At 66.5% G+C, this 24193-nt stretch carries 32 protein-coding genes and 1 tRNA gene; 11 read left to right on the top strand and 22 right to left on the bottom strand.

What is annotated here, in order from left to right:
• On the bottom strand, positions 1–510 hold the full coding sequence (gene purE / locus ATE59_RS14050; RefSeq protein WP_003040942.1) for a 5-(carboxyamino)imidazole ribonucleotide mutase: 510 nt from the start codon (positions 508–510) through the stop codon (positions 1–3).
• A 187-nt stretch (positions 511–697) separates the two neighbouring features.
• Between purE and ATE59_RS14045 the strand changes: the two genes are divergently transcribed.
• Both ATE59_RS14045 and ATE59_RS14040 read left to right on the top strand, forming a co-directional pair.
• Positions 698–1339, top strand: coding sequence for a GGDEF domain-containing protein (locus ATE59_RS14045; RefSeq protein ID WP_003040940.1), 642 nt, complete (start codon positions 698–700; stop codon positions 1337–1339).
• Positions 1340–1388: 49 nt separating this feature from the next.
• Complete coding sequence (locus tag ATE59_RS14040) at positions 1389–1721, top strand: hypothetical protein (protein ID WP_058812945.1); 333 nt, start codon at positions 1389–1391, stop codon at positions 1719–1721.
• Between the two features lie 19 nt (positions 1722–1740).
• Here ATE59_RS14040 and ATE59_RS14035 read toward each other — a convergent pair whose 3' ends face one another.
• Positions 1741–2052, bottom strand: a complete 312-nt coding sequence (locus tag ATE59_RS14035; RefSeq protein WP_003040934.1) for a hypothetical protein — start codon at positions 2050–2052, stop codon at positions 1741–1743.
• On the bottom strand, positions 2049–2312 hold the full coding sequence (locus ATE59_RS14030) for a hypothetical protein (RefSeq protein WP_058812944.1): 264 nt from the start codon (positions 2310–2312) through the stop codon (positions 2049–2051). Before ATE59_RS14030 ends, ATE59_RS14035 begins: the two co-directional genes overlap by 4 nt.
• A gap of 137 nt (positions 2313–2449) precedes the next feature.
• On the opposite strand from ATE59_RS14030, the gene ATE59_RS14025 reads away from it, so the two are divergent.
• Positions 2450–3091, top strand: a complete 642-nt coding sequence (locus ATE59_RS14025) for a S24 family peptidase (protein WP_058813051.1) — start codon at positions 2450–2452, stop codon at positions 3089–3091.
• Between the two features lie 6 nt (positions 3092–3097).
• On the opposite strand, the gene ATE59_RS14020 is transcribed toward ATE59_RS14025, so the two are convergent.
• The 3 genes from ATE59_RS14020 to ATE59_RS14010 form a co-directional block, all read right to left on the bottom strand.
• Positions 3098–3652 (bottom strand): DUF4402 domain-containing protein, encoded by a 555-nt coding sequence (locus tag ATE59_RS14020; protein ID WP_156416794.1) that lies wholly within the window; start codon positions 3650–3652, stop codon positions 3098–3100.
• Between the two features lie 112 nt (positions 3653–3764).
• A complete protein-coding gene (locus tag ATE59_RS14015) occupies positions 3765–3968 on the bottom strand; it encodes a zinc-finger domain-containing protein (protein WP_003040920.1) in 204 nt (67 codons plus the stop codon).
• Positions 3969–4039: 71 nt separating this feature from the next.
• Positions 4040–4615, bottom strand: a complete 576-nt coding sequence (locus ATE59_RS14010; RefSeq protein WP_231737389.1) for a DUF4402 domain-containing protein — start codon at positions 4613–4615, stop codon at positions 4040–4042.
• 110 nt (positions 4616–4725) lie between these two features.
• Here ATE59_RS14010 and ATE59_RS14005 point away from each other — a divergent pair, with 110 nt between their 5' ends.
• Both ATE59_RS14005 and nadB read left to right on the top strand, forming a co-directional pair.
• Positions 4726–5649, top strand: coding sequence for an ABC transporter ATP-binding protein (locus tag ATE59_RS14005; RefSeq protein WP_003040915.1), 924 nt, complete (start codon positions 4726–4728; stop codon positions 5647–5649).
• Entirely contained in the window at positions 5642–7228 is a 1587-nt protein-coding gene (gene nadB, locus ATE59_RS14000) for an L-aspartate oxidase (RefSeq protein ID WP_058812941.1), read from the top strand. The genes ATE59_RS14005 and nadB overlap by 8 nt, the downstream gene beginning before the upstream one ends.
• A gap of 242 nt (positions 7229–7470) precedes the next feature.
• On the opposite strand, the gene ATE59_RS13995 is transcribed toward nadB, so the two are convergent.
• From ATE59_RS13995 to ATE59_RS13985, 3 genes are read right to left on the bottom strand one after another with little or no spacing between them, the layout of a single operon-like run.
• Entirely contained in the window at positions 7471–8691 is a 1221-nt protein-coding gene (locus ATE59_RS13995; protein WP_058812940.1) for a M20 metallopeptidase family protein, read from the bottom strand.
• A gap of 55 nt (positions 8692–8746) precedes the next feature.
• The gene (locus ATE59_RS13990) at positions 8747–9973 is read right to left on the bottom strand and encodes a hypothetical protein (RefSeq protein ID WP_058812939.1); all 1227 of its coding nucleotides are present in this window, start codon (positions 9971–9973) and stop codon (positions 8747–8749) included.
• Entirely contained in the window at positions 9970–11142 is a 1173-nt protein-coding gene (locus ATE59_RS13985; protein WP_058813050.1) for an acyl-CoA dehydrogenase family protein, read from the bottom strand. The genes ATE59_RS13990 and ATE59_RS13985 overlap by 4 nt, the downstream gene beginning before the upstream one ends.
• Before the next feature lie 115 nt (positions 11143–11257).
• Here ATE59_RS13985 and ATE59_RS13980 point away from each other — a divergent pair, with 115 nt between their 5' ends.
• A complete protein-coding gene (locus ATE59_RS13980; RefSeq protein WP_058812938.1) occupies positions 11258–12517 on the top strand; it encodes a dipeptidase in 1260 nt (419 codons plus the stop codon).
• A gap of 30 nt (positions 12518–12547) precedes the next feature.
• Here the strand turns inward: ATE59_RS13980 and ATE59_RS13975 are convergent, their stop codons facing one another.
• Both ATE59_RS13975 and ATE59_RS13970 read right to left on the bottom strand, forming a co-directional pair.
• Positions 12548–12940 (bottom strand): DoxX family protein, encoded by a 393-nt coding sequence (locus ATE59_RS13975; RefSeq protein ID WP_231737387.1) that lies wholly within the window; start codon positions 12938–12940, stop codon positions 12548–12550.
• Positions 12937–14229 carry an FAD-dependent oxidoreductase gene (locus ATE59_RS13970; RefSeq protein WP_058812937.1) on the bottom strand — a complete coding sequence of 431 codons (1293 nt, stop codon included), beginning with the start codon at positions 14227–14229 and terminating at the stop codon, positions 12937–12939. The genes ATE59_RS13975 and ATE59_RS13970 overlap by 4 nt, the downstream gene beginning before the upstream one ends.
• Positions 14230–14404: 175 nt before the next feature.
• Here ATE59_RS13970 and ATE59_RS13965 point away from each other — a divergent pair.
• Positions 14405–14478 (top strand) — tRNA-Gln (locus ATE59_RS13965).
• Positions 14479–14727: 249 nt separating this feature from the next.
• Here the strand turns inward: ATE59_RS13965 and ATE59_RS18340 are convergent.
• From ATE59_RS18340 to ATE59_RS13940, 5 genes are all read right to left on the bottom strand, one after another.
• Positions 14728–15153, bottom strand: a complete 426-nt coding sequence (locus tag ATE59_RS18340; protein WP_003040893.1) for a winged helix DNA-binding protein — start codon at positions 15151–15153, stop codon at positions 14728–14730.
• A complete protein-coding gene (locus ATE59_RS18055; protein WP_058812936.1) occupies positions 15150–15557 on the bottom strand; it encodes a JAB domain-containing protein in 408 nt (135 codons plus the stop codon). The genes ATE59_RS18340 and ATE59_RS18055 overlap by 4 nt, the downstream gene beginning before the upstream one ends.
• 116 nt (positions 15558–15673) lie before the next feature.
• Positions 15674–16177, bottom strand: a complete 504-nt coding sequence (locus ATE59_RS18050) for a hypothetical protein (protein WP_197409181.1) — start codon at positions 16175–16177, stop codon at positions 15674–15676.
• A 176-nt stretch (positions 16178–16353) separates the two neighbouring features.
• Complete coding sequence (locus ATE59_RS13945) at positions 16354–16896, bottom strand: helix-turn-helix transcriptional regulator (protein WP_058812934.1); 543 nt, start codon at positions 16894–16896, stop codon at positions 16354–16356.
• Between the two features lie 398 nt (positions 16897–17294).
• A complete protein-coding gene (locus ATE59_RS13940) occupies positions 17295–17852 on the bottom strand; it encodes a TetR/AcrR family transcriptional regulator (protein WP_058812933.1) in 558 nt (185 codons plus the stop codon).
• Between the two features lie 68 nt (positions 17853–17920).
• On the opposite strand from ATE59_RS13940, the gene ATE59_RS13935 reads away from it, so the two are divergent.
• From ATE59_RS13935 to ATE59_RS13925, 3 genes are read left to right on the top strand one after another with little or no spacing between them, the layout of a single operon-like run.
• On the top strand, positions 17921–18349 hold the full coding sequence (locus tag ATE59_RS13935; RefSeq protein WP_156416793.1) for a hypothetical protein: 429 nt from the start codon (positions 17921–17923) through the stop codon (positions 18347–18349).
• A complete protein-coding gene (locus ATE59_RS13930) occupies positions 18346–18690 on the top strand; it encodes a hypothetical protein (protein ID WP_058812931.1) in 345 nt (114 codons plus the stop codon). Before ATE59_RS13935 ends, ATE59_RS13930 begins: the two co-directional genes overlap by 4 nt.
• Before the next feature lie 3 nt (positions 18691–18693).
• A complete protein-coding gene (locus ATE59_RS13925; protein ID WP_058812930.1) occupies positions 18694–19044 on the top strand; it encodes a hypothetical protein in 351 nt (116 codons plus the stop codon).
• A 61-nt stretch (positions 19045–19105) separates the two neighbouring features.
• Here the strand turns inward: ATE59_RS13925 and ATE59_RS13920 are convergent, their stop codons facing one another.
• The 4 genes from ATE59_RS13920 to ATE59_RS13905 form a co-directional block, all read right to left on the bottom strand.
• Complete coding sequence (locus ATE59_RS13920) at positions 19106–19651, bottom strand: fasciclin domain-containing protein (RefSeq protein ID WP_003040873.1); 546 nt, start codon at positions 19649–19651, stop codon at positions 19106–19108.
• Positions 19652–19735: 84 nt separating this feature from the next.
• Positions 19736–20404 (bottom strand): anti-sigma factor, encoded by a 669-nt coding sequence (locus ATE59_RS13915; protein WP_058812929.1) that lies wholly within the window; start codon positions 20402–20404, stop codon positions 19736–19738.
• Entirely contained in the window at positions 20397–21005 is a 609-nt protein-coding gene (locus ATE59_RS13910) for a sigma-70 family RNA polymerase sigma factor (protein WP_331458675.1), read from the bottom strand. Before ATE59_RS13910 ends, ATE59_RS13915 begins: the two co-directional genes overlap by 8 nt.
• A gap of 4 nt (positions 21006–21009) precedes the next feature.
• Complete coding sequence (locus ATE59_RS13905) at positions 21010–22500, bottom strand: phytoene desaturase (protein WP_058812928.1); 1491 nt, start codon at positions 22498–22500, stop codon at positions 21010–21012.
• Between the two features lie 123 nt (positions 22501–22623).
• Between ATE59_RS13905 and ATE59_RS13900 the strand changes: the two genes are divergently transcribed.
• Positions 22624–23079 (top strand): DUF3429 family protein, encoded by a 456-nt coding sequence (locus tag ATE59_RS13900; RefSeq protein ID WP_231737386.1) that lies wholly within the window; start codon positions 22624–22626, stop codon positions 23077–23079.
• Here the strand turns inward: ATE59_RS13900 and ATE59_RS13895 are convergent.
• Positions 23054–24046, bottom strand: coding sequence for an NAD(P)/FAD-dependent oxidoreductase (locus ATE59_RS13895; RefSeq protein ID WP_231737384.1), 993 nt, complete (start codon positions 24044–24046; stop codon positions 23054–23056). The two genes, ATE59_RS13900 and ATE59_RS13895, sit on opposite strands and share 26 nt — an antisense overlap.
• Positions 24046–24193, bottom strand: a 148-nt coding sequence (locus ATE59_RS13890) for a GTP cyclohydrolase I (protein WP_197409177.1), incomplete at its 5' end; no start/stop codon positions are given. The genes ATE59_RS13895 and ATE59_RS13890, both read right to left, overlap by 1 nt.

Raw genomic sequence — 24193 nt, 5'->3', positions numbered from 1 at the left:
TCAGCCTTCGCGCACGGGCGTCGGCGCGACGCTGTCGGTCTGTTTCGCGCGCCACGCGTCGAGCCGCGCGGCGAGGTCCGCATCGGTGTTGGCGAGCAGCGCGGCGGCGAACAGCCCCGCGTTGGTCGCGCCCGCCTTGCCGATCGCAAAGGTCGCGACGGGGACGCCGCCGGGCATCTGGACGATCGAATAGAGGCTGTCGACGCCGCTGAGCGCCGCCGACTGGACCGGCACGCCGAGCACGGGAACGCGCGTCATCGCCGCGACCATGCCGGGCAGATGCGCGGCGCCGCCGGCGCCCGCGATGATCGCCTGGAGCCCGCGGTCGGCGGCGCCTTTCGCATAGGCGACGAGCCGGTCGGGGGTGCGGTGCGCCGAGACGATATGCACCTCGTGCGCGATGCCGAATTCTTCGAGGATCTGGACCGCATGCGCCATCGTCGGCCAGTCCGACTGGCTGCCCATGATTACGCCGATGCTGGCTTTCGCGCTGGCTGCGCCGTCGCCCATTCCGTCCCTCCTGCCCTGGCGATGAATCGCCGCTGCCATCCCCCTAGCGACTCGACCGCGCGCGGGCAATGTCACCAAAATGGCACCGCGTTTACGTCTTGGTATCAAGTCGTGGCTAACCTGCCCGCCATGCCCATCCTGCCGGCGTCCTGCCGGCGACCCACCGGATGCGCATCGGGGATAGGGAATGGATAGCGTAGGGGGGGCGCGGATCGCGGTCGAAAGGGCCGGTTTCGTATCCGTCGACTCCATCGAGGACCAGTTGCGCGAAATGCGCCGCGAACGCGATGCGTTGCGCCGTGAGAACCGCATCCTGAAGATCGCGGTCGCGGAGCTCGAACGCGTGTCCGAACGCGATACGCTGACCCCGCTATTCAATCGCCGCTATTTCCTGACCGCGATTCACCAGCGCCTCGCGCGCTTCGAACGCCATGCCGAAAGCGCGGCGGTCGTGTTCATTGACGTCAATCAGCTCAAGCAGATCAACGACACGCTGGGGCACGCCGCCGGCGACTTCGCGCTGATGCAGATCGCGGGCCGCCTGTCGGCGTCGATCCGGTCGACCGATGTCGCGGCGCGGATCGGCGGTGACGAATTCGGGCTGATCCTCGATCAGTCGAGCGAAAAGGGCGCCCGCGCGCAGATCGAACGGCTGGCCGAGGTGCTGAGCGCCGAGCCCGCCAACTATGACGGGCAGGAGGTTCGCCTGTCGGCCTGCTTCGGCGTCGCGATGCTGCAGACCGGGATGAGCGAATCGGACGTGCTCGCCGCCGCCGACCGTGACATGTATCGCTGCAAACAGCGCGAAGTCGCCCGCACCCACCGCTAACCCGGCGTTAACCAAAGGCGCGCATCCTCCCTTTATGGACAGGGGGTGGATGATGCGTACCCAGGCCGATTTTTTCACCGATATCGAAAACCGGATTTCCGGGCAGATCGGCGCACTTGCCGAAGCGTTGCCGCATTGTGCGCTGACCCAGATCGTGCAGGGGGTCGACGACATTCGTTGCCTTGCGCGCGATCATGGCTTCGCGATCGTCGAAACGCTGGCGAGCCAGCTCGAATCGGCGGTGGCCGGGGGCGGCTATCGCGCCGCCGTCCTGACTTATCTCGACGCGATGAACGACGCGGTGCGCGCGCCGCGCGGGCCGATGCCCGCGGCCGCGCAGGAAGCGTGGCTCGCGTCGGTGGCGATGCGCCTCGGCCATTGAACCCCACGCGACCTAGCGTCTAATCCTCCACGCTCAATATTTCGACCTGTAGGCCGCCTGGCTGCGGCTCGACCGCGACATCGGCGACGATGTGACCGGCCAGCCGCCAGTCGAAGGCGGCGAGCTGCGCCGAAAGGTCGGTGAGGGCGGTTCCGGCGGGGAGCGTCAGCGGAAACAGGTGGCGCGCGCCGACGAAATTGGCGCTGGCCCAGGGGCGCATCGTCGATGCGCCGAGCTGCGCTCCCGGCGGCAGCAGGCGTGTCAGCAGGCGCGCGATGCGGCGGTGCGGGCAGGCGGGGCGCGCGGGGGCGGTGGGCGACCAGCGGATCATGCGCGGCGGCTCTTGTTGGCGCGGCTGCCGACGCGGCGGTCGCCGATCGGCGTGACGCGGCCCGCCCGGAAGTCGGCACGCCATTTGTTCATGAAATGTTCCGCACGGCAGATCACCGCGCGGCCACAGATCCGCCCGCCGCGCAGGTCGCTCACCAGCCGCGGATCGTGGACCGCGGCGCGGCCGAACACGCTCGGCGGCATATCGGCCTCTTTCAGAAAGGCCTCGATCCGTTCCAGCAAAATGCCCTGCATCATCATCTCCCTGCCTGCGATTCGCTCAATAGGATAATTCCTATTTGATTGGCATTTTCCTACTTGTCTAGGAAAAATCCTATTGCTAGAGACGAAATAGGAAGGACCAGTCCGTGACCGATATCGACGACGACCCGCGCCGGATGCTCGACCGGCTGCTGACCGAAAAGGGGGTGGATTACGCCCAGCTTTCGGCGCGCATCGGGCGCAACCCCGCCTATATCCAGCAATATATCAAGCGCGGATCACCGCGGCGGCTGGGCGAACAGGACCGGGCGCGCATCGCCGCCTATCTGGGCGTGTCGGAGGCGCTGCTGGGCGGCCCGGCGCTGCGCGTCGCCGCGCCGACGCCGCGCGCGCGCGGCCGCGACCTCGTGCTGGTGCCCAAGCTGGCGATCGGCGCTTCGGCGGGGCCGGGCGCGAGTGTCGATGGCGAAACGGTGGAAGGCGAGGTCGCCTTCGATCCGCGCTGGCTGCGCGATCTGGGCGCCGACCCGCGCGCGCTGAGCATCATTCGCGTCGAAGGCGATTCGATGGCGCCGACGCTGGGCGATGGCGACGATATATTGGTCGATGGCGGCGACGCGGCCGCCCGGCTGCGCGACGGCATCTATGTGCTGCGGATGGACGATGTGCTGATGGTCAAACGCATCGCCCGCGCGCCGGGACCGGGGCGTGTGTCGGTCATCAGCGACAATCCGCACTATCGTAGCTGGGACGATCTGCCGCTGTCGGCGATCCGGCTCGTCGGCCGGGTCATCTGGACGGGGCGCAGGGTGCGCTAGGACCGGCTAGAGATAATTGACCGTCAACGTGAAGGTGCCGCTGTAATCGCCCGCGGGCTGGTTCGCCGGGACGCTGAGCGTGCCGCCGACATAATAGGTCTGTACCCCGCTGGGCAGCAGCGTCGCGCTCGACCCGAGCAGGATGATGCCGCCGCCGCTTGTCGTCATCGCGCGGGTCAGCGTGGCGGTCAACGCGGGCGCGCCGCCGCCGGCGCGGGTCAGCGTCGCCGAATTGCTGCCGCTGACGGTGATCAGCAGCAAGCCGCCGGTACCCTGGAACACCGCGCGCTGCGCGCCGCCGCCGGCGAGCGTGACGCCGCCCGCAGAGCTGCGCGCATTGGTCGCCGGATTGACCGTCACCGTGCCCCCGGTCGCGCCGCTGACGATCGTGCCGAAATCGAGGTCGTCGGTCTTGATGAGCGTGTTCGGCCGTACCACCGCCGCATTCGCGGTGCCGGTCGTCTCGGTCGCCGACGCGGACGGCCCCGTCAGCGCCGCTGCCGTGGCAGCGGCGGCGAGGCACAAGGCCATCGGCCGGAAGTTGGTCCCTTGAATCCCCACGATTCTGCTCCTGTCCGGCACAGTCTATGCCAGCAGGGCGTGAAGGGAGGATGCGCGGATTTGGTAAAGCAGGCCTTTACCTTTGCGCGGAGGCGGGCGTCAGGCCCCGACTTTAAGCTTTGTCGGCCACCCCGCCGATCAGCACGAAGCGCCGGTCGCAATAGCCGCAATCGACGAAGCCATCGTCGGGATCGATCTCCAGCCAGACGCGCGGGTGGCCGAGCGCGGCGTTGGCGAGCCCGTCGCCCGTGCCGTCGCAGGCGATGCGGGTCTTGGACGTGCGGATCGTTTCGGGAGCGGGTGCGGGCTGGGTCATCGACGCGCCTTTAGCAAGCAGGTGCGGGCGGGGCAATCGGTCTCGATCGCTCCGCCCGCAACGGGCGGCGCTTACAGATAGTTCAGCGTGATCGTGAAGGTGCCGCTGTAGTCGCCGGGCGCCTGATTGGCATTGACCTCCAGCGTCGCGCCGACCGGGAAGTTATAATTGCCCAGCGCCGAGGTGATGCGGAAGCGCGTCGGCGAGGTGGAGAGGATCGCGGTCGGGGTGCTGCCGATCTCGAAATCGCGCACGCGCATCCGCTGGCCGGGGCCGGTGATCCAGATGCTGTTCGAACCGAGCGAGATATTGACCTGGCGATTATAGCTGCCGAGGCCCGCGAAACGCGCGGGTTCGCCCGAACTGCCGGCGAGCGTCGCGCCGCCGGTGCGGCTGCGCGTGCCGTTAGGGGCAAGCCGCACGGTGCCGGCGCTGCCCGAGGCGATGATGTCGCCGAAATCGAGGTCGTTGACCTTGAAGAAGGACAGCGGCCGCAGCACGATCGCTTCGGCTTGTGCCTGCGTCGTCGATTGCGGCGATGTGGTCTGGGCATGCGCCGCCGGTCCGATCGCCGGAGCCGTCAGCAGCGCGCAAGCTGCGAAGCCGCGCAGCATGGCGCGCGGGTCGATGATGTGTCTGGTCCTCACGCATCCCCCCTTAGCGATCAGGTCGCAAAATATGCTTACAGCTTATGGTAAAGAAAAGCTTGCCGCCGAGGCCCTTTCGCACCCGCACCGGCGCGGCTATGGAAGGCGCCATGAGTGAAGCCGCCATCCGCATCGACGCCGTTTCCAAAATCTATGCCGGGGGCAAGCAAGCGCTCGACAATGTCAGTTTCGATGTGCCGCGTGGGCAGATATTCGGACTGCTCGGCCCGAACGGCGCTGGCAAGTCGACGCTGATCAACATCCTCGCGGGGCTGGTCAACAAGACCAGCGGCCATGCGAGCATCTGGGGCTTCGACATCGACGCCGACCCGCGCAACGCCAAATATTCGATCGGCATCGTGCCGCAGGAAATCGTCTTCGATCCCTTTTTCACGCCGTTCGAGACGCTGGAGAATCAGGCGGGCCTGTATGGCGTGCCGAAGGACAAGCGCATTTCGGACGAATTGCTGGCGGCCGTGCACCTTAGCGACAAGCGCGACGCCTATGCGCGCACGCTGTCGGGGGGCATGAAGCGCCGCCTGCTCGTCGCCAAGGCGATGGTCCATTCGCCGCCGATCATCGTGCTCGACGAACCCACCGCAGGGGTCGATATCGAACTGAGGCAGCAGCTTTGGGAATATGTGCAAAGCCTCAACGATCGCGGCGTGACGGTGGTGCTGACGACGCATTATCTGGAAGAAGCCGAGGAGCTGTGCGACCGGATCGCGATCATTAACCACGGCAAGCTGATCGCCAACAAGCCGACGCGCGAGCTGGTCGACATGGCGCGCGAGAAGATCGTCGTCGTGACGCTGGATGCCGATGTCAGCGTGCTGCCGTCGCACGCCGCCTTCGACAAGGTCGAGCGCGAGGGCGAACGGGGGCTGGCGATCAGCTACAACAAGGATCGCACCAACGCGGGCGAGGTGCTCGCGGCGGTGAATGCGATGGGGCATGGCATCGTCGACGTGTCGACGCGTGAGGCCGACCTTGAGGATGTGTTCCTGAATCTGACGCGCGCGGCGAATGGCTGAGGGCGCGACCCACGACGTCATCATTGTCGGTTCCGGCGCAGCGGGGCTGACGGCGGCGATCGCGCTTGCGGAGCATTGCCGCGTTCTCGTTCTCGCGAAGGGCGAGCTGACCGGCGGATCGACCGCTTGGGCACAGGGCGGGATCGCGGCGGTACTCGACGCGGGCGACACATTCGAAAATCATATCAACGATACGATGATCGCGGGCGCGGGGCTCAACCGGCGCGAGACGGTCGAGTTCGTCGTTGAAAATGCGCCGCACGCGATCGAGCGGCTGATCGAAATGGGCGTGCCGTTCAACAAGGAAGCCGAGGCGCTGCACCTGACGCGCGAGGGCGGCCATTCGCACCGCCGCATCGTGCATGTCGACGATGCGACGGGCTGGGCGGTGCAGGCGGCACTGCTCAAGACCGCCGAGGCGCATCCGAACATCACGCTGCTGCCGGGACAGGCGTGCATCGACCTGATCACCGGACGTCATGAGCTACGCTATTCGGGGTCGGGCCATGTCTGGGGCGTCTATGCGCTCGACGAAAAGACGGGGAAGGTCCACGCGCATGTCGGCCGCGCGACCATATTGGCGAGCGGCGGGGCGGGGCGCGTCTATCAATTTTCGACCGCGCCGCGTGGCGCGACGGGTGACGGCATCGCGATGGCGTGGCGCGCGGGCGCACGCGTTTCCAACATGGAAATGATGCAGTTCCACCCGACCTGCCTTTATAATCTGGAGGTCAAGAATTTCCTGATTACCGAGGCCGTGCGCGGCGAGGGCGGGATATTGAAGCATCCCGTCACCGGCCACCGCTATATGCCCGATTACGACCCGCGCGCCGAGCTGGCGCCGCGCGACATCGTGGCGCGCGCGAACGACGATCAGATCAAGCGCTTCGGCCTCGACTATGTCCACCTCGACATCAGCCACAAGGATCCGGATTTCGTCGCGGGGCATTTCCCGAACATTCACGAAAAGCTGCTGACGCTGGGCATCGACATGACGAAGCAGCCGATCCCGGTGGTGCCGGCGCAACATTATACCTGCGGCGGCATCCTGATCGACCTCGACGGCCGCACCGACCTGCCGGGGCTCTATGCCGCGGGCGAATGCACCGAAAGCGGGCTGCACGGGGCCAACCGCCTGGCGTCCAATTCGCTGCTCGAATGTTTCGTCTTCGGCGAGGCGGCGGCGAAGGATATCATCGCCCGCTGGAACCAGCTCGAACCGCCGCCGCCGATCCGCGCGTGGGATGAAAGCCGCGTCACCGATTCGGACGAGGAAGTCGTCATCAAGCAGAACTGGACCGAGATCCGCCGCTTCATGTGGAACTATGTCGGCATCGTGCGCACGACCAAAAGGCTGGAGCGCGCGCAACACCGCATCAACATGATGACGCACGAGGTCGAGGATTATTACGGCCATTTCCGCGTGACGACCGACCTGATCGAACTGCGCAACCTGCTCCAGTGCGCCGACCTGATCGTGCGCAGCGCGCTGCATCGCAAGGAAAGCCGCGGGCTGCACTATACGCTCGATTATCCGCGCCTGCTGCCCGAGGCGCGCGACACGGTGCTCGTTCCGTAAAAGTCAGGCCCCTAAACGCACAGCGCGCCGCGGATATTGCACCACGGCGCGCCGGCTTACGCCCTGCCTCCCCATGACCCCGCGATGCGGCGCGGAGCCGAAGGCCCCACCTCCGGGAGCGGCCAGAGCGGTCCGGAAGGGCCGCCGGCGATGAAGGGATCGCAGCGGTCAACCGGAACACCCCCACCATGCGGCGCCGATTCCTGCCGCGCATTGACCGAAGTCAAAAAAGCGCCGGTGCGTCAGGCAAAACCCTCGTTCAAAAAGCGTTCGGCGAGGGCGGCGTGGAGGGCGGCGCCGCGGGCCATGACCTTTTCGTCGAGTATCATGCGGTTCGAATGGAGGCCGCAGCACTGGCGCCAGTCGCTCCCCGCCTCGCTCGCGCCGAGCCAGAACATTGCGCCGGGCACTTTTTCGAGGACATAGGCGAAATCCTCGGCCCCCATCACCGGATTGTCCATCGTCAGCCAGGCCGCCTCGCCGAATGTCTCTTCGACGACGCGCTGGCCGAAGGCGGCGGCGCGGCTGTCGCACACGGTGACGGGGAAGCCTTCCTCGATTGCCACCTCGGCCGTGCAGCCATGCGCTTCGGCGATCGCAGGGACGAGGCGCCGCAGTTCGGCGGCGACCATCGCGCGGCGATGCGGCGACAGGGTGCGGATCGTGCCCTGCATGTCCGCGGTTTCGGGGATGATGTTGTTCGTCGTGCCCGCGGCGATCTTCGCGATGGTGATGACGGCGGGATCGAAGACCGAGATGCGGCGCGTCACCATCGTCTGGATCGCGGTGACGATCGCGCAGGCGACGGGGATGGGGTCGATCGCATCCTGCGGCATCGATGCGTGGCCGCCGGCGCCCTTGACGGTGATCGAAAGGACGTCGGACGAAGCGAGCAGCGGCCCGGCGCGCCCAGCGAAGATGCCGTGCGGCGCGTTGGGCATGATGTGGAGCGCGAAGGCCGCGTCGGGCAGCGGATCGATCAGCCCGTCGTCGAGCATAAACCGCGCGCCATGATGCCCCTCTTCGCCGGGCTGGAACATGAACATCACCGTGCCGGGCAGGCGGTCGCGCGCCGCGCAGAGCAGCTTCGCCGCGCCGACGAGCATCGCGACATGCGTATCATGACCGCAGGCATGCATCGCACCGCTGGTTTCGGAGGTGAATGCGAGGCCCGTATCCTCGACCAGCGGCAGCGCGTCCATGTCGCCGCGCAGCAGCACGGTGCGCGCGTTGCCCCCGTTCCCCGCCAGACCCCCGCGCAGGATCGCGACCAGCCCCGTTGTCGACGGCCCTTCGCGAAAGTCGAGTGGCAGGTCGGCGAGCGCATCCTTGATCTTGGCGAGCGTCTTGGGATTCTGAAGGCCGAGTTCCGGCTCGCGGTGGATCGCGCGGCGCAGATCGACAAGATCATCGAGAAGGGTTTCGGCCTCGGCGGGCCAGCGGCTTGTTTCGGTCAGCGTCATCTCTCGATCCTCGATGGGGGGCGTCACGCGATCTTAGAACGTCGCCGCCGGCTTGTCAGCCTGCCGCCGCGCGGCCGAGGGTCAGCACGGCGAGCGCTATGGCGATGGCGCTGCCGTGCAGGACGATGCGGCCCCAGCGGGTCGGGGCGGGGTCGACCCATTCGACGACGAGTGCGGTCGCCGACTGGATGCCATAATAGAGAACGAAGGCTTTGGACGCCCAGGCGATGACGGTGAAGATGTCGCCCGCCCACACCACCGCGATCGAGGCTGATGCTGCGATGACATAGCCGATAGCGACGGGGATTCGCTGGCGCGAGGCGCCGGCGACGAGGCCGCTGGCGCCGTTGAGATCGGCCACCGCCGCCGAAAGCTGCGACAGCAGGGCTGCGACGATGATCGCCGGCGCGACGAGGGTGCCGACGGGGCGCAGCAGTTCGATGACATGGGTGTCGCCGCCCTCGGGCGGCAGGCGCCCGTCGAGCCACGGCGTCAGCAGGCCGATGAACAGCATATAGACGACAAAGGCGATCCACTGGGCATGGCGCATCGTGCGCACCCGCGTCGCGCGGTCGTAGCTGTCGCCGAGGTAGCGCGAGGTTTCGAACCCCTGGACGAGGATGATGAGGCCGAGCAGGATGCGGACCGCGTCGAAACCCTCCGCCTGGTCGGCGAGCGGACGGACCGCGACCGTTCCCGCCGCGACCTCCGACCCCAGCGCCCAGGCGAGCGCGGCGATGAGCGCGGCGATCATCGCCAGCTTGAGCCCGACCGAGCCAAGCTCGACATGTTCGAGCCAGCGCAGACCGCCGAAATAGCCGAGCGTGCCGAGCAGCGCGAGGATCGCGGTCGTCATCCCGTGCGCAGCCATCGGATCGACGACGCCGAACGCCTTGAGTGCGAAATCGGCGAGCAGGTCGAGATAATAAGCGACCGAGACGAAATAGGCGAGGATCAGCGCAAGATCGGCGGCGCGGTCGAGCCAGAGCAGCACCGGCGGCGGCGATTCGGCCGCGAGCATCGGTTCGAGGCGGCTGATATTGTCGCGCACCGCAAGACCGAATAGATAGGAAATGGCGCAGAGCGCCGCCATCGCCGCGACCGCATAATGGCCCGCGACATGGCCAAGGATCGGCCCCGCGACGAGGAAGCCCGACCCGATGATCGACGCGAGCGGCGTGACGGTCGCGCGCCAGTCGCGCGAACGCAGCAGCGGCGGCGACAGCATCACCGCCGCGGTCGCGACCGCGACGACGAGCAGGACGAGGTCGGTCGAACTCATCGACCGCCGAAGAGCTGCCGCCCCGCCAGATCGAGCATGATTTCCTCGCTGCCGCCGCCGATCGCGTTGACGCGGACCTCGCGGTAGATGCGTTCGACCTTGCTGCCGGTGATGTAGCTCGCGCCGCCCAGCACCTGCGCCGCCTCGCGCGCGACCGCTTCGAGCATCCGGGTCGCCTGCACCTTGAGCATCGCGAAATCGGCGGGGCGGTCCTTGCCGGTCTTCACCTGCCACGCGCAGAGGTCGACCCACGCCTGCGTCGCTTCGATCTGGCGTTCCATATCGGCGAGCTTGATGCGGATCGACTGGTGGCCGACGAGCGGCTTGCCGAACGTCTCGCGGTTTTGCGCCCATTCGGCCGCTTCGGCGAGCGCGACGCGGGCATAGGCGCAGCAGCCCATCGCCATGCCGAGCCGTTCCGAATTGAAGTTGCGCATGATGCCGATGAAGCCGCCGTTTTCGGCCCCGATCAGGTTTGTCGCGGGGACGCGCACGTCCGCGAAATGGATCGCCGCGGTGTCGCTGCAGCGCCAGCCCATCTTGTCGAGCCGCGTGCGTTCGACGCCGGGCGCGTCCATGTCGATAAGCAGCAGCGAGATACCGCCCGCGCCAGGACCGCCGGTGCGCACCGCGCAGGTCAGCCAATCGGCGCGCATGCCGCTGGTGATGAACATCTTGCCGCCATTGACGACATAATCGTCGCCGTCGCGCACCGCCGTCGTCTTGAGGTTGGCGACGTCGCTGCCGCCGCCCGCTTCGGTAATGCCGAGCGCGATGATCTTGTCCCCCGCGAGCACAGGCGGCGCGACGCGCTGTTTCAATTCCTCCGAACCGAGCGCGAGGATCGGCGGCAGGCCGATGCCGTGCGTCATCAGCGAGGCACCGAGTCCGCCCGCGCCGACCGCGGCGAGCTCCTCGGTCAGCACCAGCCCGTGGAAATTGTCGAAGCCTTCCGAATGGCCGCCATATTGCTCGGGGTAGCGCAGGCCAAGGATACCCGCTTCCGCCGCCTTCTTGTGCAGCGCGCGCGGCAGTTCGCCCTCGGCTTCCCAGCGGTCGATGTGCGGTGCGATCTCGCGTTCGACGAAGCGGCGGACGCTTTGCGCCAGCGCCTCGTGGGTTTCGTCATAATAGGGGGAACGGGCGCGCCAGTCGTCGAATGCAGTCATGCCGCGATGCTGCGCCCGGTTGACGTGAACGTCAAGGGAAGCGCGACCTTGCAGTGGCGTACAGACGACAAATTTCGGCTCGATTTCCTCGTCATGCACCTTAAGGTCGCCATCCATGACAAAATCCATCCTGCTCGCCGGCCTTGCCGCTCTCGCCCTCGTCTCGTCTCCCGCCGCCGCGCAGACCTCGCCCGAGGCAGTGGCCGAGGCCGCGCTCAAGAAGGCGCCGGTCTTCGACGGGCATAACGACGTGCCCTGGGCGCTGCGCGAGCGCGCCGACAATATGATCAATGGCTTCGATTTCAACGACACCAGCCACACCGCGACCACCGACCGCATTGCGATGCACACCGACCTGATCCGGCTGCGCAAGGGCCATGTCGGCGCGCAATTCTGGTCGGTCTATGTCCCGTCGAACAGCAACGAGGCGCAGGCGGTGCAGCAGACGCTGGAGCAGATCGACGTGATGAAGCGTCTCGTCCAGCGCTATCCGAACGACCTGATGCTCGCGACCAGTTCGGCCGAGCTCGAAAAGGCGATGAAGGCGGGCAAGATCGCGGGCATGCTCGGCATGGAGGGCGGTCATTCGATCGGATCGAGCCTGGCGGTGCTGCGCGACATGTATGATCTCGGCGCGCGGTACATGACGCTGACCCACAGCCGGAACACCCTGTGGGGCGACAGCGCGACCGATGCGCCCGCGCACGACGGGCTGACTCCGTTCGGCGAACAGGTGGTGCGCGAGATGAACCGCATCGGCATGATCGTCGATCTGAGCCACACGAGCGAGGCGACGATGAAGGACGCGCTCGCCGTGGCGAAGGCGCCCGTGATGTTCAGCCACTCGGGCGCGCGCGGCGTCAACGACCATCCGCGCAATGTCCCCGACAGCGTGCTGCCGCTGGTCAAGGCGAACGGCGGCATCGTGATGGTGGTGCTGTTGCCGACCTTCCTCGACCCCCAGGTGCGCGCCTATGGCCTGTCGCGTACCGCCGAACAGGCGCGGTTGAAGGCGATGTATCCGGGCGATCCCTCTGCCGCCGACAAGGCGCTCGCCGACTGGGACAAGGCGAACCCGACGCCGACGACCGACGTCGCGAAGGTTGCCGACCATATCGATCATATCCGCAAGCTGGCCGGGATCGACCATATCGGGCTCGGCGGCGATTATGACGGCATGGATTCGGCGCCGGTCGGGATGGAGGATGTGTCGGGCTACCCCGCGTTGTTCGTCGAACTGGCGAAGCGCGGCTATTCGCAGGCCGACCTCGAAAAGATCGCGAGCGGCAACATGCTGCGCGTGCTGAAGGCGGTCGAGGCCTATGCGGCGAGCCAGAAGGGCCAGCCGCCGATCGAGACGCCGGTGGCGAAATAATGCACGTCGCCGTCGCGACGGAGGTGACGGCTATTTCCTCTTGAACGGCCAGTCGATCGCGCCGCTCGCCCACAGCGCCCACCAGATGATGAGCGGCTGCGCGGCGAGGCGCGGGCCGTGGTACCACCAGCCGAGCGTCTGTCCGCCGATCGCGACATGCGCGAAGGCGTGATGGAAATTCGCCGGCCACACGCACAGCGCATAGAGGGCAAGGCCCCAGCCCGCCGCCTTGCGCGTCGCCGGGATCAGCAACCCCAGCGCGCCGGCCAGCTCGGCAACACCCGTCGCGGCGACGACCAGCGCCGGCTGCGGCACCCAGGGCGGGGTGATCGCCACGAAGGGCGCGGGGGTGGCGAGGTGGCGGTAGCCCGCATAGCCATAAGCGAGCGCGAGCAGCCAGCGCAGCGCCGTGCGGATCGTCACCGCCCGATGGCTTCGATCATCGCCTCGACGCGGACGAATTTCTCGCGCGGGTTGCCTTCGAGCGCGGCGGCGACCTCCGCCGCCTCGATCTTGCGCCAGTCGCGGAAGGTGACGGGCGCGATGCCGCGCCCCGCGAGCAGCGCGTCGAGGCCGGGACGGCCCGCCTTGCCGCCACCGCGGCCGATATCCTCCAGCACCATGTCGGCGATGCGCGCGCCGTCGGGCTTGTTGGTGCCGATCGTCCCCGAAGGCCCGCGCCGCGCCCAGCCGACGCAATAGAGGCCGGGCAGGATCCGCCCTTCGTCATTGGCGAAGCGGCCGCGACCATGTTCATAGGGCACGCCGGGGATCGGCGGCGTCTGATAACCGATGCAGCTGACGACCAGGCCCGCCTCGATCGCATAGGTTTCGCCGGTGCCATGGCTGCGCAGATCGGCATCGAGCCGCGTCCGTTCGACGATGACGCGCTGGGCGCGCCCGTCGCCCTCTATCGCGACGGGCATGGCAAAGAAGTCGAAGTCGATCGTCACCGGTTTGGCGACCGGATTCGCCGCGAACTGCCGCAGATGCGTCACCGACTTGCGCATGCCGGGTTCGAGCAGCGCGTCGTCGCCCTCGTCGGGCAGATCGGCGGGGTCGACGCGCGGGCTGGCGCGTTCGAGATGGCCAAGCTCGCCCAGCTCCTTCGGTGTCATCGCGATCTGGTGCGGGCCGCGGCGGCCGAGAATGTGGATGTGCCGGATATTGCTCGTCGCGAGCAGGTCCCGCGCATGGGCGACGATGTCGCTGCCGGCGAATTCGGCGGGGGTCTTGGCAAGGATGCGCGCGACATCGAGCGCGACATTGCCATTGCCGATCACCGCGACGCCGGGGCTGTCGAGCGGCGGGTCGAGATCGGCGAAATCGGGGTGGCCATTGTACCAGCCGACGAAGGCGGCGCTGCCGATGACGCCGGGCAGATCGGCGCCGGGAATCCCCAGCGGCCGGTCATTGGGTGCCCCGGTCGCGAGCACGACGGCGTCGTAGAGCTGCGTCAGTTCGTCGATCCCGACGTCGGTGCCGACCGACACATGGCCGACGAAGCGCACATTGTCCGCCAGGGCGACACCCTCGTACCGCCGCGACACCGCCTTGATCGATTGGTGATCGGGGGCAACGCCGGTGCGGATCAGCCCATAGGGAACGGGCAGGCGATCGATCACGTCGACGCTGATATCCTCCGCCTTCTGCAAGGTTTCGGCGGTATAATATCCGGCCGGACCCGACCCGACGATCGCGACATGACGCATCAGCCCACCTCCAAGTGCAGGACCTGCGCCGGGGCGCGGCCCCTCTGTTCTTCTGTTCTGCGCGCGATGCTAGCGGCGAATTGGATAAGGGCAAGCCGCCTGTTGCGCGAACCCGACCGGGTGGTCGCACCAGTCTTGACAGACGGCCCACGCAATCATATTGCGCGCCCCTCATTGCCCCGTCGTCTAATGGTAAGACTACGGATTCTGATTCCGTCTATTGAGGTTCGAATCCTCACGGGGCATCCAAAAATTCTAAAGAAAATCAATGAGATATTGGCGCCGGGTCGGGTGTCCACTGCTTTTCTCAGACTTCCTCCGCGTTCCGAATTCTTCATGGAATTGTGTCGCTTATCCCGGTCTGCATGACCCTCTTATTGCGCGGATGGTGCATGGGAGCGTGGTTTTAGCCTTCGGCCTTCCCCGGCCCCGAATTTGAGGTCCCGCGATCTTCCGGCTCGCGCGGCCCCTTCCGGCCTGGCGTCTTGCGCGCTGCTGTCAGCCTTGGCGCCCTTGCGTGGCCGCCCCCGCGGCCAGTCCGCCGGCAACGGCGCTGCGCAGGCAACGCTCGATTGTCTCGAGCCCCGCCTCGGTCAGCGAGAGGAGAACGACGCGGGCATCGCTCGCGGCGCGTCGGCGTTCGATCAACCCCAGTTCGGTAAGCTTGCCGATCCATCGCAGCGCCGTCGTCGCGGGTACGGCGGCGGCAATGCACAGGCTGTGCACGCTGACCGCGCGCCGTTCGCCGCGCTGGATATAGAGATCGAGCAGCATGTCCCACGCCGGCTCGGCAAAAATGTCGAGACCGAAGATCGCCTCGCGGCGCCGCCTGAAGGCATATTGTGCTTTGGCAAAGGCGAGCAGAGGGGCGTCGATGTCGCACTCTACGAGGCGCAATGTCGGCGTCTCGCGCTGCCAGCTCATAGCAGCCCCCTTGCGCGCATGCTGACGACACGGCCCCCGCCGACGATCAGATGATCGTGCAAGCGAATATCGACCGCGGCAAGCAGTCCGCCGATCTTGGCGGTGAACGCCTCGTCGGCAGCGCTCGGCTCGCTCGATCCCGACGGATGATTATGCGCGAGGATCACACCGTGCGCCCCCGCCTCGAAGGCATGCGCGAGAAGCGTCCGCAGCGACGCGGAGACGTGGGTGATCGTCCCGTCGGCGATCTGTTCGTCAGCTATATAGTCGGAAACGCTGTCGACAAAGATCGCATGAAGTCGCTCGGTCGGAGCGTCGTTCAGTTGGATCAGCAAATAATCGTGCAGCCGTGAATCGCCGGCATGTACCGGGCTGCGCGCGATTTGCTCGCGCAGCCCGGCCATGACAAGGGCGCGCGCTGCGGCGATCGAGGCGGCCAGGTGCTCGTCACCATCAAGAACGCCTGACAGCTGTCGCGGCGAAGCAGCGAGGGCGCGGCCCAGACCCCCGAAATGCGTGATCAGCTGCTGGGCGGCCGTGGACGCGCGCTCGGCGGCGAAGGGGGCGAGGAGCTCCGCCAGGACGGATACTGCCCGTGGCGCCGCCGCCGCCGCGCGTGGCGCCAGATCCCGAACCCCAGGATCGGCAAGATGATATAAAAGGGGCCATAAATCATCAGACCGTAGGCGAGTTTTGGAAAGCTGCTCGTCAGTTCGCGCGAGAAATGCCCGATCACCGAGACGAGCTGGAAGGCGGCTAGCCATAAAGGATATATCCTGTTCGCCCAGAGCGCGACGGCAATGAAGCCCGCCGCCATCATGAGGTCGAATGTCAGGTGACCGATGTCGACCGATCCGTAGATCGCGCCATGGCCCGCCAAAAGGTGATAGACGGGGTCGGCGAGGGTCACGAAGCCAAGAATTGCCACGCAGATCCGTTCGGGTGCCGCTCCCCAGCGCAGTGCTGCTGCACCGAAGAGAAGCATCATCACCAGATTTGCTATTTGAAGCCGGTCCATCGGCACAGCGTGGCGCGGCGCAGCGGACGGGTCAACGCCTGGGCGACTGTAAGGCGCGCCGAAGTCTCGTCGGCGGCGTGAATCTGGTGACCAAGGCGCACCATATGATGGGTGTTGCGTTCATTGTATTCCCCCTCGCATCGGCGCCCGCGGCCGATGCATTCCAGTCGACAGGGGATCGGTCAGCCGTTCACGATATCCGCAAGCGCTCTGGCGACGCCGAGGCCGACCGCCAGACTGGCAAGGATCGCGAGCAGAATGATCGCAATCGCCGCACCGCGAGATAGCATGGCGTTGCTGCCATCGAGCATCCCCGGGACAACGCGCGGCGGCGGCATCTCCTCGGCCCAGGGAGCATCCACCCGAACGGCGATGCTGTCCCGGAACCTGGCAGTCGTCTCGTCCGCATCGCTCCCGTCCCCGGCTTTCCCGAATGCAGCGCGTGCGCCTAGCTGTATAAATTCGTCATCATTTTCTACACATGGCACTGATGACCCTGAATCCGGCGCGATGCGATCGCGCCAGTTGCGATAGCGCCGCACAAGCTCGTGTCGCGTGATGCCGCCGAGGCGCAGACGCAGCACTTCGATGCGCCGGTTGATCGCGGGCTCGCTGACCGCGAGTGCACCCGCGATCTCCTTGCTGGTACGATTATTGGCGAGCAGTTCGAGCACGGCCCGCTGCTTTTCGGTCGCAAATGTAAAATCGTCTTCGCCGTCGCCCACGCTTTTCCCTCATCGGTGTTGAACCTAGCATAACCATCTGCGCAGATCGCAATCAATGGTCGGGAGTTTTTTGGTTAAATCGGGGCGTCGAAGGGCCGGGATGCCGATTATGAACCGCTGCACCTGTCAGGATATGAAACGCGTTGCGTGAAGGCGCTGGCTGCCTTCGGGTCACGCTTTTTTGTTGGGCGCTTGACGGATGGCCGCCGACGATCCACATTCCCCTTATCGTTCAACAACGGAAAGGAGGTGGTCTGATGTCTCATTGTCATATGCCGCATGCGGCAACGCTGATGAGCTTGGCCTCCGCCATGGAGCGGCCGCTTATCTGAGCAAAGCCCCTGTTGGCTGACAATGGAAAGGCCGTCCCGCAAGGGGCGGCCTTTCACGTACCGCGATCAGCGAGGACGACCGAGATGGGAGATAGCGCGCGCGGCGCGCGCCGCGAGATCGGGCCCGCGGCCGATGTCGATGATCGCGAGACCGTCAACCGCCGCGACGATCATCGCGGCGACGGCCTGCCGATCGGCGGCCTCGTCAATCGCAAGATGCGCCTCGACCCATGCCAGGAAGCCGGCCAGCATCGCTTCGGCGATGGCGGGGAAAGGGGCTTCGCCGCGGCCCGCCGCTGCAATCATCTGAACCCATAGTCGCATATAGGGCCGGATTTCGGCGCGCGTGACGAGTGCCCCGGCGCGTTCGAGGAGGGCAAGCGGTGCGAGTCTCTCGCCTTCGCCGACCGCTTCGCCAATATGCCCGGCAAGGTCCGCGGCGATCCGCTGCGCGGCGCAGCCCAGCACCTCGGCCTTGTCGGCGAAATAATAAAGCAGCATCCGGTCGCTGACCGCCGCCGCGCGCGCGAGCTCGCGCAAACTCGTCTGCGCGAGCCCATGGTCGAGCAAATGCGCTGCCAGAGCGGCCTCGACCCGTGCACGCTGTTCTTCGCGGCTGACCATCTTCACCTCTTGCGCCCGCTGCTAGCGATCGATATGAATGTAGCAACTGCTACATGGATTCGCATCTGATGATGTACGGACCTGACCATAAGCTGTTCGAGCTTGCGCCCATTGGCGCGGCGCTGGTCTTTGTCGCCTTCATCTTTGTCAAAATCGCGCGCCCGGCCAGAGCGCGCGGTAGCTGGCTGCTGGCGGCGGCAGCGTCATCGCTCTTCGCGATCTGGAGCGGTTACGCTGGGTTTACCGGCGGCTGGGCCGGCTTCTGGCCGCTTCATCAGGCCGGCGTCTGGGGCAATCAGATCTGGTTCGATCTGCTGCTCGCGGTCGGCGCCGCCTGGTCGCTGCTCCTGCCGCGCGCGCGATCGGTCGGGATGCGGGTGGTTCCTTGGACCCTCTTCGTCCTTGCGACCGGCAGCATCGGCCTTTGTGCGATGCTCGCGCGCTGCCTTTATCTGGAAGCATCGCCGCAGGGCGAATCGGGAGGGGATTTGGCATGACCTTGTTTCGGCTGTTTCTGGCGATCTGTTTGGTCGTCATCATCGCCTATACCGGCGTCACCATCGCGCATCACGGCTGGAATCTGCTGCCGGTCTTTTTCGGCGACATGGCGGCGATGAGTTGGCCCGGCCAGTTCAATCTCGACTTCTTCTGCTTCCTGCTGCTCTCCGGCCTCTGGACCGCGTGGCGGGGGCATTTCAGCGCGGCATCGCTTCTGCTGGGCCTCGTCGCGGTTTTTGGCGGGATGCTGTTCCTGTCACTCTATCTCTTGTGGCTGAGCTACCGATGCCGCGGCGATGCGCGGGCGATGCTGCTCGGTCCGGTGCGCGCGCAAGGCTGAACCATGACGCCGATGCTTTACGTCTCGCTCCTGCTCAACGTCGCTGTCCTCATACCGGTTTGCCTGGGTCTTGCGCGCGGCGCCCGCTGGGCCGATGAGGCATGGGGGCCGCCGAGTCCGGCGCGGGGCATATTGCTCAGCATCTATGCCGCGATCCTGATCCTGTCGGTGCTGCTGCTGTTGCTCGGCCAGCCGTTGCTCGCCGCGCCGCTGCTCGCAGTGCAGATACTTTACAAGCTGATGGCGCCCTTCATCGTGCGAGACTGGCGCAATCCTGTCATCCTGAGCAATCTCGCTATCGCGGCGGTTCATTGCGTAACGCTTGCCGGGCTTTGGCCTGGCTTGCGCCTCTGAACATCCGCTTCACTGTAAAGAGCGCCCCCGCCGCGCGGCGCGCAGCGGGGGGCGCCTCGCTTCACGGCATCAGGACCGCGTCGATGACGTGGATAACGCCATTCGACTGCAGAACGTCCGCGGGACCGATCTTTGCCTTGCCGCCCTTGGCGTCGCTGACATACCAGCTTCCGTCCTTCTGCCAGACGGTAAGGGCTTCGCCCTCGACGGTCGTCAGAACGGCCTTGCCGCCGTTGGCCGCCGCCTTTGCCGCAATGTCGGCCGCGGTCAGGCGTCCGGGTACGACGTGATACGTCAGGATCCCGGTAAGCTTTGCCTTGTTTTCAGGGAGAAGCAGCGTGTCGACCGTACCGGCGGGCAGCTTTGCAAACGCCGCATCGGTTGGCGCGAAGACCGTGAAAGGCCCTGGCGAGGCGAGCGTGTCGACGAGACCGGCGGCCTTCACCGCCGCCACCAGCGTCTTGTGATCGGCTGATGCCGCAGCATTTTCGACAATATTCTTCGTCTCGTACATCGCGGCGCCGCCGACCATGGGATTTTTGGCGTGGGCGCCGGTGGTCGCGAGCGCAGCAGCGGCAAGGGCAAGAGTGATGTGCGAAATCTTCATCGAACATTCCTTTCCTGAATTTTTCGCCCCGGATGGGGGAGGGGCAATGAAGCTACGGAATGGCTCGGCGGGCGGATGCATCCGCTAGACAAAAATTATCGCGCCGCGCGCGAGTGGCGGTCCGCTGGGCCGAAGGTGCGGCGTCGTCGAAGGTGCCTCGATCGTGATCGCGAACTCGCTGCCGCTCTGAACGAGCGGCCTGAGCGCGCGCGGCATGATCATTTCCGAACGTCCTTGCGGTGCAAGCTGGCCGAGCGACACCGGCGCCATGCCGGGGCGCAGGATCCAAAGTTCCGGGCGCCCCGGCCCCGGCAGTGCTCCCGCTATCTCGACGCGCATCCGGCCCGACTTGGCCGCATAGCGGGCTCCGACCACCAGATCGGGACCGACCAACGTCGCGACCGCAAGGTTCGGTGCACGGCGCGCCTCGGGGGAAGGCCAGACCAGAACGGTGAGCATCACAAGGGCCGCTGCCCCCGCCATCGCCATCGAAGCGCGCGGCCAGCGGCTCTGCGAAGCTTTCCGCGCTTCAATCGCGGCGGCGATGCGGCCCCAGACCTCGCGCGGTGGAAAATGGGCTTCGACCTGCCAGGCAAGAGCGCCGAAATGCTCTTCCCAGGCCGGGACCTCGGCGGCAAAGCGCGCGTCGCTTGCAAGGCGGGCGGCGGCGATTGCCTGCTCATCCCGCGATAACAGGCCGAGCACCAGCTCCGCGGCGAGCACGTCGGTGGTGGCGGAACGACCGTCAGACATCGCCGAGGCAGGCGCGCAAACGGACGAGCGAGCGCCGGATAATGCTTTTGATCGTGCCGAGCGGCAACGCTTCGCGCGCCGCAAGTTCGCGGTAGGAGAGCCCCTCGAAAAAGGCAGTGCGCAGAAAGCCCGCGGCGCGCACATCAAGCGCCGCGAGGCAGCGGTCGATGGTCGCGCGGCTGTCGCGCTGGTCAAGCAGCGCATCCGGACTTGCGCCTTCGTAGACGCGCAGGCTCAGCGCGTCGTCGATCGGTTGTTGGCGCAGCAGGCCGCGTGCTTCGGCCGAGCGGCGCCAGTCGATTGCGGCATTTCGCGCTATCGCCGCGAGCCAACTGATCGGGCTCGCGCGCCGCCGGTCGAAACGCGCCGCATTTTCCCAGATCTTCAGATAAGCGCTCTGCAGCACATCTTCCGCCTGCGCCCTTTCGCCGCAGATTCTGAGGCAGATGCCGAACAGCTTCGCCGAGGTCAGCCGGTAGAGCGTGCGCATCGCTTCCTTGTCGCCGCGGCCGACCGCCTCGATCGCACGCACAAGCCGCGCGCGCGCAATATCGACGAGCGTCTCGCGGTCAGCCTGCACCAAAGGGATCGCGGTTGCCACGGCGTCAATCCGCGACCGCGAGTGCGGCGGCATCGAGCATCAGCCCGGCGGTGGCCTTGGCGCTTGCGACGACGCCGGGAATCCCCGCACCGGGGTGGGTGCCCGCGCCGACAAAATAGAGATTGTCGATCGCGTCGTCGCGATTGTGCGTCCGGAACCACGCGCTTTGCGTGAGCGAGGGCAGCAAGCTGAAGGCGCTGCCGTGATGCGCGGCCAGATCGGCCGAAAAATCGCGCGGCGTATAGTGGAAGCGGGTGACGATCCGTTGAGAGAGATCGGGCAGCAGCCGTTCTTCGAGCTTGGCGATGATCTTGCGCGCGAGCGTCTCGCCTTCGCGGTTCCAGTCGATCGCGGCGTGGCCGAGATGGGGGGCCGGGACGAGCGCATAAAATGTGCTGCGCCCCGGCGGCGCGAGCGAGGGGTCCGTCGCGCTTGGGTGATGGAGGTAGATTGCGAAATCGTCGCTAAGCACCCCGCGGCGATAGATATCGTCCAGCAGTTCGCGGTAGCGCTGCGCGAACAGGATCATGTGATGGGGAACGCCGGGATAATGGCCCTCGACCCCGAAATGCAGAACGAACAGGCTCGGCGACCATTTCTTGCGGCCGAGCCGTCGCGCCATCTTTCGCCCCCGCCCGCCAGCGAGCAGGTCGCGATAGCTGTGCATGACGTCGGCGTTCGAGGCGATGGCGTCGGCGCGCAGCGAATGGCCGCTCGCGAGCGTCACCCCCGTGGCCCGGCGGCCTTCGCTGTGAATGCGCACCACCTTGTCGCCGAGACGAAGGCGGCCGCCCAGTCGCTCGAACTGGCGGACCAGTCCCGCGACGAGCGCGTTGGTCCCCCCTTGCGCGAACCAGACGCCGCCGTCTTTTTCGAGCTTGTGGATGAGCGCGTAGATGGCGCTTGTCGCCATCGGATTGCCGCCGACGAGCAGCGTATGAAACGAAAAGGCCTCGCGCAGCCGCGCATCCTTTATATGCGAGGCGACGGTTGCATAGACCGATCGCCACGCGCGCTGTCTGGCGAGCGCGGGCGCCGCCTTGAGCATCGAGGCGAAATCGAGAAACGGCGCCGCGCCCAGCTTCACATAGCCTTCGGCATGAACCGCGTCGGAATAGCGCAAGAAGCGCTCGTAGCCTGCGACGTCGGCAGGGTTGAAGGCGGCAATCTCGCGGCGCAGCGCGGGTTCGTCATTGCCATAATCGAAATGGCTGCCGTCGGGCCATTGCAGGCGGTAGAAGGGAGAAACGGGCAAGAGCGTGACATCGGCCGCCATATCGGCGCCGGTGAGCCGCCAAAGCTCCGCAAGGCAGGCGGGGTCGGTAATGACCGTCGGTCCCGCGTCGAAGGTGAAGCCGTCGCGCTCCCAAACATAGGCGCGGCCGCCCGGCCGGTCGCGCGCTTCGACAAGGTCGACGGCAACGCCGGCCGACTGGAGGCGAATGGCCAGCGCCAACCCGCCTATTCCGGCTCCGATCACGATTGCGCTGCGCACAGATAATCTCCTTGGATGGTCGAAGCCTAGGCCGCGATGGCGCGCCGGGCGACCTGTCCTTTGGGCGGTATGTGCCTCAAAGGGCAGCTTGCCGCCGCGCGCGTCCCATGCTGGACGGCGCGCATGAAGCTGACCGCAATCACCGTGTCGCCTGCTACGCGCCGTCTCGGCTTCGCCGGACTGCTTCCTGCCGCGGCATGCCTGGCGCTCATGCTCGCCGGCGGTGAGGCCTGGCGCTGGACCGCTCTCACCATCGGCTATCTCTATGCCGTGCTTATCTTCTCTTTCCTGGGCGGCGTCTGGTGGGGACTCGCCGTTCTGTTCGCGGACGCGCCGCGCTGGACTCCGCTCGCGGCGGTGATGCCGAGTCTCATCGGGCTCGCGAGCTTTGCCCCGTGGCTTTTCGGCTACCCTTGGCCGCAGCCTTCGCTGATTCTGGTCGGACTTCTGCTGCTGGTTTCGCCGCTGATCGATCGCGCCATCGTCGGCGCCGCGCCCGGCGGCGACGCGTGGATCATTTTGCGCGTCCAATTGTCGACCGGGCTTGGCGTGCTCAGCCTGTTGATCGCGCTTCTCTGACCACCTCGGATGTCAACTCGCTGCGCTCGGCGAAGGACGCAGCGATATGGCATCCCAGCCGATCGCCGCGCTCCCACGCGGCTTCGACAAAGCCGTGCGCGAGCCAGTCGCCGCACGCACCGAGGCCGATCGCCGGATTCCACAGATCGACGGGATCGCGGCCGGACGGCTGGCCGAACAGCCAGCGATGCGCGTGGCTATGGATGGGCTGCGGGAGAATGAGGTCGTGCGCGCGCGCGAGGTCAACCAGCAGCGCTTGGCAGATTTGATCGGCCGGCCGCGTCAGATTGGCCTCGCTCCATTCCCAGCTGGCCTGAACCACCCAGCATTCGGCAGAGCTGCGCCCAGGGCGCGTGCCATTGCGCATCGCGAGCGTGATGGGACCGTCGCCGCGTATCAGATCGGTCGCCGCGCCGATCGGCCGCGCGAAAATGAATATTCCCGACCATATGGGGTGCGAGCGGATCGCCATTGCCGCGCGGGCCATGGTAAAATCGTGCAGCGACAGAAGCGGAGCGGCCTGTTCTGCGGGAATGGCCACGACCGCTGCGTCAAACGCCGCGAAGCGCCTGGCTTCGCTGTGGACCGTCCAACCCGCGGGGCTTCGGGTCAACGCCGTGACGGGCGTCGACCAATGAATGCTATGCTCGGCGCCATAGGCTTTGAGCGGCGCGTTCATTGTCGGCACCCCGATCCAGGCATCGCGACCGGCCGCCGGCCAGCGGGCGGCAAGCCCCTCGGCTTCCCACTGACTGACAAGCGCCGAAAAGCCGGCCGACCGCACGGTAAAATGGGTGGCGCCATGATCGACCGCGATGGTGCCTTGAGCCGTGTCGATACGGCGCGTCGACATGCGCCCTCCAGCGCCGCGCGCCTTGTCGAACAGCACGGGTTCGTGGCCCGCCGCACGCAGCGCCGCGGCGCACGCCAGCCCGGAAATTCCTGCCCCGACGATCGCGACGCGCATCAATAGCCCATCAGGCTGAGCACTTCCTTGCGGCTGCGCTGATCTTCCAGGAAGCAGCCGAGGACGCGGCTGGTGACCATGCCGACGCCGGGGGTGCGCACGCCGCGGCCGGTCATGCAGCCGTGCTGCGCGTCGATCACCACCGCA

Source organism: Sphingopyxis sp. A083, from assembly GCF_001468495.1.
Lineage (GTDB): Bacteria > Pseudomonadota > Alphaproteobacteria > Sphingomonadales > Sphingomonadaceae > Sphingopyxis > Sphingopyxis terrae.
The sequence above is the reverse complement of the archived record's forward strand: the minus strand, read 5'-3'. Positions and strand labels throughout refer to the sequence as shown.

Bases quoted from the DNA above. Each gene is read 5' to 3' on its own strand.
- ATE59_RS13995 (WP_058812940.1), bottom strand. From the start codon at position 8,691: ATGACGCTGACCGAAACAAGCCGCTGGCCCGCCGAGGCCGAAACCCTT.
- ATE59_RS14040 (WP_058812945.1), top strand. From the start codon at position 1,389: ATGATGCGTACCCAGGCCGATTTTTTCACCGATATCGAAAACCGGATT.
- ATE59_RS13990 (WP_058812939.1), bottom strand. From the start codon at position 9,973: ATGAGTTCGACCGACCTCGTCCTGCTCGTCGTCGCGGTCGCGACCGCG.
- ATE59_RS14005 (WP_003040915.1), top strand. From the start codon at position 4,726: ATGAGTGAAGCCGCCATCCGCATCGACGCCGTTTCCAAAATCTATGCC.
- ATE59_RS13940 (WP_058812933.1), bottom strand. From the start codon at position 17,852: ATGGTCAGCCGCGAAGAACAGCGTGCACGGGTCGAGGCCGCTCTGGCA.
- ATE59_RS14035 (WP_003040934.1), bottom strand. From the start codon at position 2,052: ATGATCCGCTGGTCGCCCACCGCCCCCGCGCGCCCCGCCTGCCCGCAC.
- ATE59_RS14045 (WP_003040940.1), top strand. From the start codon at position 698: ATGGATAGCGTAGGGGGGGCGCGGATCGCGGTCGAAAGGGCCGGTTTC.
- ATE59_RS13930 (WP_058812931.1), top strand. From the start codon at position 18,346: ATGACCTTGTTTCGGCTGTTTCTGGCGATCTGTTTGGTCGTCATCATC.
- ATE59_RS13900 (WP_231737386.1), top strand. From the start codon at position 22,624: ATGAAGCTGACCGCAATCACCGTGTCGCCTGCTACGCGCCGTCTCGGC.
- purE (WP_003040942.1), bottom strand. From the start codon at position 510: ATGGGCGACGGCGCAGCCAGCGCGAAAGCCAGCATCGGCGTAATCATG.
- ATE59_RS14030 (WP_058812944.1), bottom strand. From the start codon at position 2,312: ATGATGATGCAGGGCATTTTGCTGGAACGGATCGAGGCCTTTCTGAAA.
- ATE59_RS13985 (WP_058813050.1), bottom strand. From the start codon at position 11,142: ATGACTGCATTCGACGACTGGCGCGCCCGTTCCCCCTATTATGACGAA.
- ATE59_RS13925 (WP_058812930.1), top strand. From the start codon at position 18,694: ATGACGCCGATGCTTTACGTCTCGCTCCTGCTCAACGTCGCTGTCCTC.
- ATE59_RS13935 (WP_156416793.1), top strand. From the start codon at position 17,921: ATGATGTACGGACCTGACCATAAGCTGTTCGAGCTTGCGCCCATTGGC.
- ATE59_RS13895 (WP_231737384.1), bottom strand. From the start codon at position 24,046: ATGCGCGTCGCGATCGTCGGGGCAGGAATTTCCGGGCTGGCGTGCGCC.
- ATE59_RS18340 (WP_003040893.1), bottom strand. From the start codon at position 15,153: ATGAGCTGGCAGCGCGAGACGCCGACATTGCGCCTCGTAGAGTGCGAC.
- ATE59_RS13920 (WP_003040873.1), bottom strand. From the start codon at position 19,651: ATGAAGATTTCGCACATCACTCTTGCCCTTGCCGCTGCTGCGCTCGCG.
- nadB (WP_058812941.1), top strand. From the start codon at position 5,642: ATGGCTGAGGGCGCGACCCACGACGTCATCATTGTCGGTTCCGGCGCA.
- ATE59_RS14015 (WP_003040920.1), bottom strand. From the start codon at position 3,968: ATGACCCAGCCCGCACCCGCTCCCGAAACGATCCGCACGTCCAAGACC.
- ATE59_RS13980 (WP_058812938.1), top strand. From the start codon at position 11,258: ATGACAAAATCCATCCTGCTCGCCGGCCTTGCCGCTCTCGCCCTCGTC.
- ATE59_RS18055 (WP_058812936.1), bottom strand. From the start codon at position 15,557: ATGGCCGGGCTGCGCGAGCAAATCGCGCGCAGCCCGGTACATGCCGGC.
- ATE59_RS14025 (WP_058813051.1), top strand. From the start codon at position 2,450: ATGCTCGACCGGCTGCTGACCGAAAAGGGGGTGGATTACGCCCAGCTT.
- ATE59_RS13970 (WP_058812937.1), bottom strand. From the start codon at position 14,229: ATGCGTCATGTCGCGATCGTCGGGTCGGGTCCGGCCGGATATTATACC.
- ATE59_RS13915 (WP_058812929.1), bottom strand. From the start codon at position 20,404: ATGTCTGACGGTCGTTCCGCCACCACCGACGTGCTCGCCGCGGAGCTG.